The following is a 13797-nucleotide window of genomic DNA, read 5'->3' on the forward strand; positions in this document are numbered from 1 at the left end:
CTTAGCATGCACTTCAATATTTCCATGATCTTCCCACTCATCCTGTGCCTTATGCTGCCGTCGGCCTTTGCGCAACCGACAACGGGACCTGCTGCTGTTACAGGAAAAAGCATCGTGTTCATCGCAACGAATATGCGAATCGGTGGAATAAAAGATGTCCAGGAGTCCTTCGCCGAGGCTGCGGAAAAGTTAAAATGGCAAGTGCAGGTGATCGATTGTGCAGGCAAAAAGAACAATGCTGTAAAAGCCATGGAAAGTGCAGTTCATGCAAAGACCGACGGCATTGTTTTGGGAGGCTTCGACGGGGCAGATCATCGCGACCTAGTTAAGAAAGCTCAGAAAATGGGGATAAAGATTGTTGGCTGGCATGCGGCGGCTCAGCCAGGTCCCAATCAGTATATGTTCGTAAATATCACAACGGAACCAGAGTCGGTGGCTCAATCAGCGGCTGAACAGATCGCTCATTATGGAGCCAAAGAAGGTGGTGTCATTCTTCTGACCGATCGAGATTACTCTATGGCGACGGCCAAGACATTGGCTCTGAAGCGCGCAGTGGAGAAAATGCGAAAATTTAAAGTACTGACAGTTGTGGATTTGCCTCTTTCGCAATCCGATCAAAAAATTATGAATATGGTCAAATCCTGGAACCAAAGATTTGGAAGCTCATGGACTCATACAGTGGGGATCAATGATCTTTATTTTGATCATATGGCTCGCGCATTGCGCGCGGTGGACCGCGAAGACATCGTGGGAATTGGCGCCGGCGATGGGAGTTCTGATGCCATTCTAAGAGTCACGGAGCAGGAGTCGCCGCAGTTGGTGACCGTGGCCGAGCCCTTGCGCACTCAAGGCTGGCAGCTGGCAGACGAACTGAATCGGGCCTTTGCGGGGCAAAATCCGAGCGGTTATCAAACCGAATTGATTGTCGTTAGCAAAAGGAATCTGAACGGTTTGAATCCTGATAATGTCGAAGCCAATATTCCCTATCGCCAGGCTTATTTGAAAATCTGGTTTCCCAAGGGCAGTGTTAAGTAATTAGACACGGCCTGAAATTACTACCCAAACAAACTCCTTAGCAGGCCAACATCTGTGCGGTGAAGTATAACAGTGCTGCAATGAAAGCACTACTGATCACCACCATTATCACTCTGTCCTTCGGGGCTTCTGCTCAGGCTCAGGAAGAATCCTTTGTCACAGTTTCTGCTGTGGGCGATGTGATGATGGGGACTGATTATCCGACGGACAAGCTTCCCGCTGATCAGGGGCGAAAGCTTTTTCGATATGCTGAAAGCTACATCAAAACCGGTGACGTGCGCTTTGCAAATTTTGAAGGAACTTTATTTGACGGCCTTAAAGGTGCCGGCGCAAAAAGCGAAGGCAGCAACCGTCATTTATTCCGCACTCCCACAGAGTTTGCACGCACCTTTGCAGATGCCGGCTTTAATGTTGTCAGTTTGGCAAACAATCACGCGAATGATTTCGGTTCGGAAGGGCTGTACTCCACTCAGCAAACTCTGCGCTCCTATCAAATTCAGTCGTCAACCAAGCGTGGTGCTGAGGTTGCAACATTCCACGTGCGTGGTTTGCGAGTGGCATTGATTGCCACTGATTATTACCCAGGAGCGCGCAGTATTTCCACTCCCGAGAAAACCTATCAGGAAATTCGCGAACTAAAAAAACGCTTCGACATCGTGATTGTTTCCGCTCACGCCGGGGCCGAGGGCTCTGATGCCTTAAGAACCCTGAATCAGACGGAATACTACATGGGAGAAAATCGCGGGAACTCCGTGGCTTTTTCAAGAGCTGCTATTGATGCCGGCGCAAGCTTGATTCTGATGCACGGGCCGCATGTGCCTCGCGGTCTTGAAGTTTATAAAGGTCATTTGGTTGTATACAGCCTGGGGAATTTCGCGACAGAGCGTGGGATCAACGTGCAGGGGACAGCAGGCCTTGCCCCATTGTTGTTGGTTAAACTTGATTCCAAGGGACGCTTTCAAAAAGGCTCCATCACCTCCTTTGTGCAAAACCGTGAAAAGGGTGTGATCTACGATAAAACCCAGGCCGCTTATAAGCTGATGCAAAGCCTGTCCTATAGTGATTTTGGCGCTTCGGCCCCGTTGTTTGACCCCTCCACAAGTATGATATCTCCACGCTGAATTGCGGTTATTGCGCCTAGGTAACGAAGCGTGAAATAACTATATTCCCCACCTGTGGTATTTAAATTCCGGCCGCATAAGTTTACAATACGCGTCAATATGCGTTGGATTCCATTATTACTTTTGATCGCTGTGCTTTCCGCCTGCAATTCCGAAAAACCGGAAACGCGCGAGGATAAATTGAATCAAGGTTTTGATTACCTTGATCAGCACAACTACGACCAGGCGATTTCGTATTTTCAAAAATTACTTAAGCAGGATCCGCATCCCCAAGTACGTATGGCCCTGGCATCGGCCTACGCTTCCCGCGCAGGCGTGCGCATTGAAAACATTTATAATTTTGTCGTCGTAAAACACCAGCCGCAAATGCGCATGCAACTTTCCGATTTAAACTTTTCGGCGCAAACCAATGAAGTGATTCATGGGCTTGAGGATTTCATCGCCCAGTGGGAGCAAGTGCCTTCGGTGTCGGCGACAGGCCGTCGCGATTTGGAAAAAGCCGTGGGTGTGCTTGCTGAGACCGACAACGCCGGAGCGCGATTGTACAGCGCCGTTCTTAGAGTCGTTGCCTTGAAAGCGAATGTGGCTGACGGAATCCTTTCGTGGGAGCTGCGAACACAAAACAAAAACAAAAAGCTTTGCATCCAGGATGTCCGTCCTTGGTGGGAGTGGACTGAAAAAGTGATTGGCTCCCTCGATACCCTGGGGGCGGATTTGGCCAAGGCCTTTCCACAAAAGAAAACTGAATTTGAGGGCTATCTGGCGCAACTGGCACAGGTAAAAACACAGATGGCTCTGGTTAAAATTCCAGTGGGGGAGCAATGCTTCTAAAAGTATTCGCTTTCCTATTGCTAAGTTCCTCGATAACTCAGGCAGGATCACTGCCGGGATATCTGCGTGATGGCAGCAGTCGCTTTTTGTATCGCTCCTTTGGATCCGCTTGTTATTCCATGGACAGTGTGGAGCAAGGTCTTCCTTGTAATCCGGCCTTTGTTGCCAAGAACGAAAAGCGTCGCTTCGGCAGTGATTTGTTTCTTGGTACCAACATGGACTACCTGAGCGATGTTGATGATCTGGTGAATGGCCGAGCAACTCCTGAACAAGTGGGCCGCATATTTTCCCGCCGGGATGCCTCCCAGGCTGAAGGGTCACTGCAGGCCTCGTTTCAAACAAACACCTGGGGCGTTTCGATCGAGCCTTATCGTGTCGTCTTCTACACTGATATTCACAATTCAGCTTTGCCTGCGATCAACTTTGTTGCGGCCGAAGAACAAAACATCAAGCTGCAACTTTCCTCCTACGTAAGAGAAAACTTTTATGCCGGTGTTCAACTGCGCTACTCCCACGTGCGTTTCGTGGGCGACTACATCATGCTGACCGAAGCCTTTGCCGGGGACTCGGCTGAAATCTTTCGCGCGCGCTCACAGAATTTGTTTTTCGTCGAGCCAGGCGTTGTCTATGCCTGGGATGATGAATCGTGGCAGCCGCAGATTTCCGCGATGCTTTCGCAGTGGGGTTTTTCAGATGAAAAGTCTGATCAGTACCCGGTAAAACCTCAAGGCCTGGTGGGCGCGTCCATTAAGCCTCCGGTGGGTTTGGGCGTGTTCGAGGTCGGCACTCAGTTCGCACTTAATAGCGATACAGAACATTGGCAAGAAGCTTTCAGAGCGGCCATGGCCTATCAAATAGGAATTCTGCAGCTGGCAGTCAGTGGTGGTCAACGGGACCACTCCGCAGGTTTTAATCTGGTTTATCAAAACATCACCAGTGGTCTTTCCTACTGGGGCGAAGACCAAGATAACGGCGTTTATATTTCTTTCGGAGTTAAGCTATGAAGTCGTTATTCATTGCCATCACAACGCTGTTGCTTTTGTCCGTGCATGCCCACGCATTCATGAATTCTGAAACAGGCTATGCGGGACTGCCTGAATGGTCTGACTTCCGGGAGTTCGTTAAGCAGCAGCAGGAAGAAGACGAGCGCATGGGGATCAGCTATATGATCTCGGGTGGTATTGCGGCTGTTGGCGGTGTCGTGGGGTATGACTTATCCAACGATCCTTTAAGTCGCAGTGTCTATGCACTGACTTCGACGGTGGGTATTGCTGCCATCGGTTTGGGTGCGAGCTACTATTGGACCGGCAACGAATACGACAGCTTTTATTTTGCTTTGGAAAATTCCAGTATTTCCCTTCAGGAAAAAAACCGTATTCTGCAAAGGTTTCTGGAGCGTGAACGTGATAAGCGCGAATCGCGTCGCTGGATTCGTGTGGTGACCCACTCTTTGATTGCGGCTGCCAATTTCTACAGTGCTTCGCGGGAGACGAACGGGGATGTAAAACCCGTGTTTGTGTTCCTGGGAACGGTGAACACGGTACTGGCGGTTAGCTACGCATTCTAGAATATGCGTTGATAGCTAAGTGACAGATTCCCGCGGGCATCGGGTGTGGATTGAGTCTTAAAGCGTTTGGTGCTCATCTCGTAACTGTATCCCAACTCAACATCCCAGCAGCGAATCACAAAGCCTGCGCTGCCGGCAGTGACCAGAGGGCGTTTCTCGACCGAGGCGCTGTTGCCATCGGAGTTACCATCCAGGAAGATGTCGCGCATAACGATTTTTTCGTAGAGTCTGAATACCGTAAAGATTGAAAAATCATCTTCGTAGGCATTGATCGTGCGGTAGCCCATATCATCTGGGATATTGTAACCCCAGCGCAAAATACCACCGACCTCGAGGTGAGTGTCGACGTTCCCCAGGGATCCACCATAGAAGTAAATAAAGTCGGAATCAGCAGCACCCTCATAGCGATACGGCATCACGGACTGCTTCATTTTAACATTGATACCCAGTTCATTGTGCAGCTGATAGTCCCAGCCTTGAGCCTGATCCACGCCAATTACACGATGCCACAGGTTTTGAGTTTCCTCTCCCAAAGCGGCAGGCCCCACAACGCCTAAATCTATTGAGTAGACATTAAGTAGATTCCCTTCACGTGTGCCCATGGAAGTCGTTAAAAACAACCAGCCCGCATACGGTTGGTCATCGGGATCAGGGATCGGAGCTTCCGTATCTTCGGGAGTATAGATGAACTGAGAAAGAGCAAAGCTTGAATACAATTTAGTGGACGGCGAGAAGTTGTCTTCAAAGCCCTTGGTAAAACCGAACAACCCACTTTGTATAATACCGACAGAGAGATTGCTGGTGAGATGGCGATCTGTGTGCTCGGGACCCGTGAAATAGTCGTTCCCAATATCTAAAACAATCTGTCTTCCGCCTTCATCAGCGTGTGCTGAAAAACTAAGCAGAGCAAATAAAGATAAAATCAATGTCGAAAGTTTTCTTGGAGTCACAAGTCCTCGTATCTATTGGTAACTTTACATTACATAGGACACTTTGCCTGTAATGTTAAATGGAAAGATTTCATAAATCAGGTGAAATTTACGCATCACGCAAAATCAAATTGTCATCACGCGTAAACAGGGGCATTAAGTGCGCACAACAAAAAAACATCATTCAAACCTAATGGAGAATAGAATGAAAAACATGATCCTTGCTATCGCCGCTCTTATCGTTGGTCAAACTGCTAACGCAGCTATCTCTGCAAACTCTTCTTGGGAAGAAATCTTTGCAGCTAAAGGTCCATACCAAATCGTAGCTCCAGCTGTATACATGGGCCGCGCTATTGATTACACTTTCGTTTGTGTTGATGGTAACGAACTACGCACTCAAAAACCAGTAGACATCGTTGTTACTAAACAACCAACTAACCAAAACGGTCGCACAGAGTTCGAAGTTGTTGGTTCTGAAATCCTTTCTACTCCAATCAACTACACTCAAACTGAATCTTTCTGCGATTCTTCTAAAGGTGACAAAACTGTTTGCCGTGACGTTACTTACACTGGCACTTACCCATTGACTGTTAACGTAAAAGTTTACTCTCAAGTTGGTAACGAAGCTCCAGCTCGTTTGCTTTTCACTAAAGCATACACAGTTCCAGCTTGCGAATCTGCATCTGTTAACTAATTAATTAGTTAAATTGAACTAGCTTAAAAAGCCCGCTCTCGAGCGGGCTTTTTTTTGCCCAAAAGGTGCCAGGTCCTACTTCTTGGCGCACTGCTTGCGTAAGTAGGACCTGGCACCTTTTAGAAGTGCCAGTTTTCGATTTGCAGGTATTCGCTGTTGTTGTGGCCGGACATCTCGTAGCCTTTTAAGCCCTTTGGGATGATCGAGGTGTTCGAGCGGTAGTAGCTTGGTAGCTGTGGTAGTTCTTCGGTGTAGGCCTTTAGAACTTTGTGCATGATCTCGGTGCGTTTGACGGTGTTGAATTCTTCTGAGGCCTGCACCAAAAGTTTATCAACTTCTTTGTTTCTCCAGCCTGAGCGATTGTGGCCGGACCAGCCGTTGCCTTGGGATGGAACCATGGTGGAGCTCATTGTGCCTACGGGAACCATATTCGGGGATTCCACCCAAGTTAATGCTGCCATTTCGAATTTTCTTTGGCGCAGGATTTCGCCAAAGAAGATGCGCGCCGGGAAGCTTTTTAAAACTACTTCCAATCCCAATTGCTTCCACTGATTTTGCAGGTACACCGCAATCATCTCGTTCATTTTATTGTCGGCGACATTAGTCATCGTCAGCGACATTTTTTTACCGTCTTTGTAACGGTAGCCATCTTTTTCCATTTTCCAACCGGCCTCATCTAATAAGCGCTGCGCTTTGATCCGGCTGTATGGGTAAAGCGTGATGATTTTCGGATCATCGGTATACCACTCGTCAAACGGAGTCGAAAAGTGCAGGGCCGGGGGCTGTTTGCCGTCAAAGAAGGACTTCGCCATCTCTGAGCGGTTGAATGAAAAGTTCAAGGCCTTGCGGACGTTCAAATCTTTTAGAATGGAATTGTCCAAGTTCAGTTCGATATGCGCATACATTGAGCCCGCTACGTATTTCACTTCGTAGGGAAGATTTTGCGACTGTACTTTTTTATCGAAAGCCAATGTTTGATCAAAGCTCATCCCTGATGACGACGTCATATCAACGTTGCCGCTCATAAGGTTTGCTTCCATCGAGGTAGAATTTAAAATGAACTTAAAGATCACTTTCTTAAAGTACGGCTTCTTGCCATAGAATTTTTCATTCGGAACCAGGACAATGTGACTGCCTTGCTTAAGCTCTGCCACACGGTAAGGGCCATTGTACAATCCAGGCTCTGTGATTTTAGAGGCATAAAGAGAATTGCGTTCGTAGGTCAGCACTTGGCCTTTGTATTTCTCGAACACCGGCATTTCCAGGTGGGCAGGGATCAGGCGCGGCATTGATACATAAAAGTTGTACTGCGCTTTTTCGAATATCACGGAGCATTTTTTGGGATTGGTTTTATCAATTACGATGTCTTTGACGTTGTCGTAGTCATCGCGATTGGGAGTTGCGACCAGGTCATTGCTGCCGATCTTCCAGCCAGCTTCCAGGTCTTTGCATGTCACAGGTTTGCCGTCGCCCCATTGGGCGTTGTCGATGAACTCCAGGTCTGCTTTTAGGTGCGTGCCGGTTTTATCAGTGATGAGCTGGGCTTTTTTATTTTCGATCGTAGGGATTTCTTTGATCAGCACGGCCTGTGGTTTTCCGTTTGGTGTGATCATCACCAAGGGACGCATGATGGCATCTTGTACCAGGCCACCGGCGGCCATCGTGTTCACAATGGGATGGATGGTGTCGAACTCGGCATTGACTGCGATACGCAGTTCGTCTTTGGGTTTGGCCAGTGCCACTGGCGATTGCAGAAGTGCGATGGATATGATGACCCATGAATGTAGCATTTCTAAATTCCGTTCTTCCAGGTTCGAGCCATGAATCGCGCGGTTTTTCCGGATAACACTGCCAGTGCTTTTTCCAGGTTGCGATCTTTGGCTTCTGTTGATTTTAATTGGCTGAAATATCTTAATACTTCTTTTTTTCGGCTGGGCGGGAGATTTTTCCAATTCGTTTTTGCTGTCGGATTTTTTCCCAGAGCTTTGGAGAACCATGGAGGCATCCGATGTTGAGGTCCGTTTTTATATTCCGAATTGAAATGAATTTCGACTGTGACTGTGTCTCCTACGGTGGTGTTGGAGGCATTGCGTACGTCCCCGTGTAAATACAAATAGAAACTGCCATCACCGACCGGCATCATATTGATGGGCCAGGAGCCTTCTGGCTGACCGTTGATTTTAATTAAGACGGGCAATGGCTTGCGCCAGCCGGGTTTTAGTTTTGTGGCACGAGCAGCACTTACCAAAATATAGGGATTACCGATGCGAATCTCAATGGTTGCCTGAAACTTCATCGGCTCAGCATAGTTTGAAAACCGTTTTAGGTAAATTCAAAAAAATTGCCCCCCGCACTGGAGAGATACAGGGGGCGTACCGCAGGGGAACCCGCACTGGAGAGAGCAGCAGGTTCCCAGTTGAACTAATAAATCATGATTAAGAAGATCAACGCCAAGCCCAAGATCGCAACTAGCTGGACGAGTGCGTAGGGGGAAGATTTAAACGTTTGCATGTCATATTTCCTCCTGCCTTCCTTACACCTAAATTATAGTTAACGTCGTGCAACTTTCTGATGATGGCGGTCATCTTTGGTGCCGATTATTCGGATTTGGCTGCGATGAAGATCCAGAAAATAAAAAACCCACCCGCGAATAGTCGGGTGGGTTTTGAGTGAAGCTAAAATTTATTTAGACCTTAGTTGATGCTGGCTTGCTTAGGTACTTTGGAAGCATCCACAGTCACTTCAATTTCAACACGACGGTTTTTAGAGCGTGCTGCAGCCGTTTTAGCTGGATCGATTGGATCCGCTGCGCCCATGCCTACAGATGAGATAGTCTCTGCAGGAACGCCTCCCAAAATCAATTGCGCGCGAACTGCTTCAGCGCGGTCTTTGGAAAGTGGATTATTCTTCATCGCCGTCCCTGTGTCATCAGTGTAACCACGGATTGTAAGTACGTTTTCTGGGTACTTTCTCATGATTTGCGCAAGCTGAGCAATGTTGGATTGCGCCGCTGGTTTTAAGTTAGATTTACCAGTGTCGAACAAGATGTCTGATTTCAGCTTTGTGATCAAACCTTGCTCTGTTCTTTTTGTTTCAGCGATGGCCGCCAGTTCTTTGGCTTGCTTATCCATGCGGTGACCGATACCACCGCCGATACCAGCTCCAAGAGCTGCACCAATAAGTGCACCTTCATTACGGCGGCCTGTTTGGTGACCGATAACTGCACCAGCCACAGCGCCGATGGCTGCACCGATACCTGCACCTTTAGCAGCGTTTGGATTTTCTTCAGTTGTTGCACAGCCAGTTGCGATCATTGCTACTGCAGTACCGATTAAAACTAGACGTTTCATAAATAGGACTCCTTCATTTATTTGTGAACAGACAAAGTTTGCCAAGGCGCAGGATATTCGTCAATCCCTCTGGAGCTCATATATGTTTTGTTTTATTCTGAGAGGCATCAATGCGAAGGAGCGTTATTATGAGGAAACTATTAGGTATCTTACTTATGTCTGTCACACTCTGGGGCGGTTTTGCCCAAGGAGCAGATCGTATGATCGTAGTCAGCGGAACTTCTGAAAAAGGCTTGGATCCAAATATGGTCACGATGACTGTAGAGATCTGGAGCAAAGCACAAACCGCGAAACAAGCTCAATCACTGGCGGCGAATCAGTTCAAGGATGTTAAAAAAGTTTTCGAAGAATTTAAAATCAAAAAAGAAGACATCCAAACCGACAACTACAGTTTGAATCCTGAATATGTGTATGACCAAAAAGCGCAGGCTAACAAAATGGTCGGCTTCCGTGTTGTACAATCACTTATGGTAACACTTCATAAAGTGGACGATGCAGGACGTTTCTTGGATGCTTTGGTCACTGAGAAACAAACTAAAGAGAGCGGCGTGAACGTGAACTCCATTAACTGGGATTCAGACAAACGCCAACAAGCCGAGACGTCGGCATTGGCGGATGCAGTTCGCGCGGCAAAAGTGAAAGCCGAAGAGATTGCGAAAGCAGCAGGAGTCAAAATCAAAGGTGTTTCCCGCATCAGTCATGGTGCGCAGTCAACTCAGCCACCAGTGCCAGTCATGAGAAATTTCGCGATGAAAGCAATGGCGGATTCGGCTCCGACAGAGCTAAGTGCCGGTCAAATAAAAGTCCGCGTTGAAGTGACTGCAGAGTACGAAATTAACTAAAACTTGCGGGGTTTCAGATAGAAACCCATAAGTTCGCTGGTGCTGACGAAGGATCCGTCTTTAAAAGTACAACGATCCAGCCGGTGCCAGTCTTTTCCCACTTTAAATTCCACGATCTGTGGTTTCCCACCAAGCTCCCGGCAAATATTAAAGCCGGGATTGCTGGTTGGGTTCATGACTTTTTTTTTATCAATCAACTTATTTGCATTAAAGGCGCTTTTGCACTCCAGTGTTTTGCAGGCAGGGGAGGTCAAAATGTTTCGGTCTTCGTTATAGCAATACGTCGCTGCAATTTCTGTGACCTTGCCGTTGGAGGTTTCACGCATGAAGCCTTTTTCACAAACAAGTGGAGTTTGAGCAAATGTGGTCAATGTCAGCAGCGTTAATAAACTACTTAACATAGCTCAACCCCCAGGTGCGTGACATGAGATCCGGTTTCGGCATCCATATCATGCCTTTCGTACATTCTAGAGTACTGTCATAGCCAGAGCATCCTGCGCCGTAAGAATTGCGTAACAGGTACTCACACTGACCCGTGGATTCATTGAAGCGACGTCCGACGACAGACACGGCATGAGGTGCAGAGTTATCGTAAGTCAGCGCCGGAGAGCGACGATCACTAAACCCATTGGCATCGATGGAAACTCCGACAGGATTCTTGCTGCTGAGTTGCTCATCCAAGGCCTGTGCATAATCTTTTTCCGGTCTGCTGCGGTTCAATTTGTCGTAAATCTTACTGTGGAATCCCTGTTTGGTCATGGTGACGACTTCGTACTTCGCCGGAATGCGTTTGCAGGATTTTTCGCGAAGGTTGTTGATGAAGTCTCTTTTGGATGATGTCTTAACAACTTCCTGAAGATCAGAAAGAGTTGAGCCAGGAAATAATCTTTTGGATTCCGCGTAAAGATTGTTACAGTCACGGCTTTTGGCTGCAATGCTGGCCCGGCCCCAGGAATCCAGACTGCGTAGAGAGTCCGCGAACGTGCCACCACTATTGTCTTCGCTGGACAGGTCCGTTTCCAAACAGAGTCCTTTTTTCTGCATGCTTTTCAGCGAGTGGTCGACCCAGCCGCCTTTAAAGTCCGCTGCAGTAGATCCCTTGAAGCCTCTTTCAATGCTGTCGATCCAGTTGTTTTGATCTTCAAGTGCGATATCGGCTGCAGAGATATTCTTTTTGGTTTTGTAGGAAAGGAGGTCGGCGGCGGTAAAGGCATAACACCAACCTACGGAATCCTGATTGCGAATCGGCGGCATATCTTTACTCATATCCACAGGTGAGCAGGACTTCTTTTCGTTCGCAGCCGCGGCAAGTCCTTGCGCCTTTTTTTGGGAAAGATAAGACTCGTAGTCGGTGTTGCCGGTTTTCTTGGCGTAGTTGATGAAGTCTTTTTCGTGCTCTTTTATTTCGCCGTACTCAGAGGCCTTTTCCAGATTTGTTTTAATTTTAGCGAATTCTTTTTCGCGGGACTCTTTTGCCATGGAGTCCAAAAAGCTCTCATCCACATTCAAAACATCCTGAGTTTTTTTGCCGCATTTTTTGATTTGGGCTTTTAGTAGTGAAATGGAAAACGTTGAATCCGTCTTGTCGTAGCTGTCTTTAAGAATGCTAAAAAATTCCCGAGCGCTGGAATCTGCGCAAGGGTCCTCGCCAAACGGGCTTGCGCCGGTTTGGGCCAGGGCTCCCAAAGAACCCAGAAAAATGAGGACGAAGAACACTAAATTCATGGAATCATTATCGGTTCCCCAGAGCCAACAGGTGAGGGGTGCGTCCAATAAATTAACAAATTTGAAGTCCCTGGAAGCGCCACGTGAGAGGATTTCTGTAGTCAAAACCATAGGGCTCCTTTAATTTCATTTAACACGACTAAAGGAGTGCTCTTCAAATGATCGAAATGCTATCGAATCCACAAATCTGGATCGCGTTTTTCACACTATTCGCCTTGGAACTTGTTCTGGGGATCGACAACGTTATTTTCATCTCAATCTTGGCCGGTAAGTTGCCAAAAGAGCAGCAGGACAAAGCCCGCGTAACGGGTTTGGCTTTGGCGGTCATTACGCGCGTGATCTTATTGTTCTCGTTAAGCTGGATCATCGGGTTGACGGAGCCTCTGTTTGCAGTGTTCGGTCAGGAAATTTCGGGTCGTGATTTGATCCTGCTTCTGGGCGGTCTGTTCTTGATCGTGAAAAGTACGATGGAGATCAACCACAAGCTGGAAGGGGTTGAAGGCAGTCAATCCAGCCACGTGGCACATTCTTTTAGCGCAGTGATTTTCCAGATTCTATTGTTGGACGTGGTGTTCTCGTTGGATTCTGTGATCACTGCAGTTGGTATGGTCAGCGAAATCGGAGTGATGATCGCAGCGGTTGTGATTTCCGCGATCGTGATGATCGTTTCCGCAAAATCCATCAGCAACTTTGTGGATTCCCATCCATCACTTAAGATTTTGGCATTGAGCTTCCTTTTGATGATCGGTTTCACGTTGATCGTTGAAGCTTTGGAAGTGCATATTCCAAAAGGTTACGTTTACTTTGCGATGGCGTTCTCGGTCGGTGTTGAGATGTTGAATATTAAGATGCGCAAACAAAAGCCGAAACAGCCAGTGAAATTGCGCGAGCGTTTCGCTGATGAAGATCAGGTAAAGAAATAGAACATCCTGAAGTTTTAATTAAAAAAGGCCTCGTTCGCGAGGCCTTTTTTATTGGGGCAGGATCTGAATACCTTTGGATGATTTTTTGACCTGCTTCTTTTTCTCTAGGGCTGTCAGAGTGCGAATCACGGTTTCAATCGTCAGATTGGCCCATAGAGAAATTTCCTTGCGGGTCAGATGGCAATAGCCATCCTCATTCATGAACTGCTCAACCGTTCTTAGAACTTTGTCAGAGGCGCTTTTCGACTGCAAAGTGACGATACGCTCATAGCTGTTAAGGCCTTTGCTGCAGGCATTCTTTAAAAACAAAATGGATAGTTGTGGATCCACTGACAAAAGATCGCGCACGGTTTTTACCGGAAAGCTGCAAAGCCGGGTTTTTCCTTCAGAGACATATTCAAAATTAGTCGGATGATCCGTGATCACGTTGGTTAACGGAAACAGATTGCTGGGAGTAAACGTGGACACCAGGTGCTCGCGCCCCTCGATGTCGCGTTCGATGGTGTTGATTTTACCTTCGGCGACGCAGTATATATTCATTGGCAAGCAACCCTGACTTAAAATACAGCCCTTGCTTTGAATATGTTGAACTGATTTGTCTTTCAGAAGTGAGATAACTGTAGTGTCTTTGATCTTCAGTTTCTTATCTAACAGGAAACAGTTTTCGCATTTTTTGATTTGAGATTGCACCATAAAGCCGAGCCTCTATCATAAGGAATTTTCACGTCGTATGATTTGCATCATATCCGTTAAAGATACAAATCATTATTTCCAGTCTGT

Annotated in this window: 15 protein-coding genes; 8 read left to right on the forward strand and 7 right to left on the reverse strand. The window is 47.3% G+C overall.

What is annotated here, in order from left to right:
* Window positions 1–6: 6 nt before the first annotated feature.
* From ACLVWR_RS11340 to ACLVWR_RS11360, 5 genes are all read left to right on the forward strand, one after another.
* Window positions 7–1035, forward strand: a complete 1029-nt coding sequence (locus ACLVWR_RS11340; protein WP_413580764.1) for a substrate-binding domain-containing protein — start codon at window positions 7–9, stop codon at window positions 1033–1035.
* An 80-nt stretch (window positions 1036–1115) separates the two neighbouring features.
* A complete protein-coding gene (locus tag ACLVWR_RS11345; protein WP_413580765.1) occupies window positions 1116–2156 on the forward strand; it encodes a CapA family protein in 1041 nt (346 codons plus the stop codon).
* Window positions 2157–2255: 99 nt separating this feature from the next.
* Window positions 2256–2987, forward strand: a complete 732-nt coding sequence (locus ACLVWR_RS11350) for a hypothetical protein (RefSeq protein WP_413580766.1) — start codon at window positions 2256–2258, stop codon at window positions 2985–2987.
* On the forward strand, window positions 2978–3991 hold the full coding sequence (locus ACLVWR_RS11355) for a hypothetical protein (protein ID WP_413580767.1): 1014 nt from the start codon (window positions 2978–2980) through the stop codon (window positions 3989–3991). The genes ACLVWR_RS11350 and ACLVWR_RS11355 overlap by 10 nt, the downstream gene beginning before the upstream one ends.
* Window positions 3988–4554 carry a hypothetical protein gene (locus ACLVWR_RS11360; RefSeq protein ID WP_413580768.1) on the forward strand — a complete coding sequence of 189 codons (567 nt, stop codon included), beginning with the start codon at window positions 3988–3990 and terminating at the stop codon, window positions 4552–4554. Before ACLVWR_RS11355 ends, ACLVWR_RS11360 begins: the two co-directional genes overlap by 4 nt.
* Here ACLVWR_RS11360 and ACLVWR_RS11365 read toward each other — a convergent pair.
* Window positions 4551–5504, reverse strand: coding sequence for a lipid A deacylase LpxR family protein (locus ACLVWR_RS11365; protein WP_413580769.1), 954 nt, complete (start codon window positions 5502–5504; stop codon window positions 4551–4553). The genes ACLVWR_RS11360 and ACLVWR_RS11365 overlap by 4 nt on opposite strands.
* 184 nt (window positions 5505–5688) lie before the next feature.
* Here ACLVWR_RS11365 and ACLVWR_RS11370 point away from each other — a divergent pair, with 184 nt between their 5' ends.
* Window positions 5689–6177 (forward strand): hypothetical protein, encoded by a 489-nt coding sequence (locus ACLVWR_RS11370; protein ID WP_413580770.1) that lies wholly within the window; start codon window positions 5689–5691, stop codon window positions 6175–6177.
* Between the two features lie 119 nt (window positions 6178–6296).
* On the opposite strand, the gene ACLVWR_RS11375 is transcribed toward ACLVWR_RS11370, so the two are convergent.
* The 3 genes from ACLVWR_RS11375 to ACLVWR_RS11385 form a co-directional block, all read right to left on the reverse strand.
* Entirely contained in the window at window positions 6297–7967 is a 1671-nt protein-coding gene (locus ACLVWR_RS11375) for a peptide ABC transporter substrate-binding protein (protein WP_413580771.1), read from the reverse strand.
* Between the two features lie 2 nt (window positions 7968–7969).
* A complete protein-coding gene (locus ACLVWR_RS11380; RefSeq protein ID WP_413580772.1) occupies window positions 7970–8473 on the reverse strand; it encodes a YdeI/OmpD-associated family protein in 504 nt (167 codons plus the stop codon).
* Between the two features lie 397 nt (window positions 8474–8870).
* Entirely contained in the window at window positions 8871–9527 is a 657-nt protein-coding gene (locus ACLVWR_RS11385; RefSeq protein WP_413580773.1) for an OmpA family protein, read from the reverse strand.
* Between the two features lie 128 nt (window positions 9528–9655).
* On the opposite strand from ACLVWR_RS11385, the gene ACLVWR_RS11390 reads away from it, so the two are divergent.
* Window positions 9656–10369: an SIMPL domain-containing protein gene (locus ACLVWR_RS11390; RefSeq protein ID WP_413580774.1), complete on the forward strand. Its 714-nt coding sequence runs from the start codon at window positions 9656–9658 to the stop codon at window positions 10367–10369.
* Here the strand turns inward: ACLVWR_RS11390 and ACLVWR_RS11395 are convergent.
* Entirely contained in the window at window positions 10366–10770 is a 405-nt protein-coding gene (locus ACLVWR_RS11395; protein ID WP_413580775.1) for a hypothetical protein, read from the reverse strand. The two genes, ACLVWR_RS11390 and ACLVWR_RS11395, sit on opposite strands and share 4 nt — an antisense overlap.
* Window positions 10760–12094, reverse strand: coding sequence for a C1 family peptidase (locus ACLVWR_RS11400; protein WP_413580776.1), 1335 nt, complete (start codon window positions 12092–12094; stop codon window positions 10760–10762). Before ACLVWR_RS11400 ends, ACLVWR_RS11395 begins: the two co-directional genes overlap by 11 nt.
* Window positions 12095–12252: 158 nt before the next feature.
* On the opposite strand from ACLVWR_RS11400, the gene ACLVWR_RS11405 reads away from it, so the two are divergent.
* The gene (locus ACLVWR_RS11405; protein WP_413580777.1) at window positions 12253–13017 is read left to right on the forward strand and encodes a TerC family protein; all 765 of its coding nucleotides are present in this window, start codon (window positions 12253–12255) and stop codon (window positions 13015–13017) included.
* Between the two features lie 48 nt (window positions 13018–13065).
* On the opposite strand, the gene ACLVWR_RS11410 is transcribed toward ACLVWR_RS11405, so the two are convergent.
* Window positions 13066–13710, reverse strand: coding sequence for a Crp/Fnr family transcriptional regulator (locus tag ACLVWR_RS11410; RefSeq protein ID WP_413580778.1), 645 nt, complete (start codon window positions 13708–13710; stop codon window positions 13066–13068).
* Window positions 13711–13797: the final 87 nt, after the last annotated feature.

The organism is Bdellovibrio sp. HCB288, assembly GCF_047305935.1.
Taxonomy (GTDB): domain Bacteria; phylum Bdellovibrionota; class Bdellovibrionia; order Bdellovibrionales; family Bdellovibrionaceae; genus Bdellovibrio.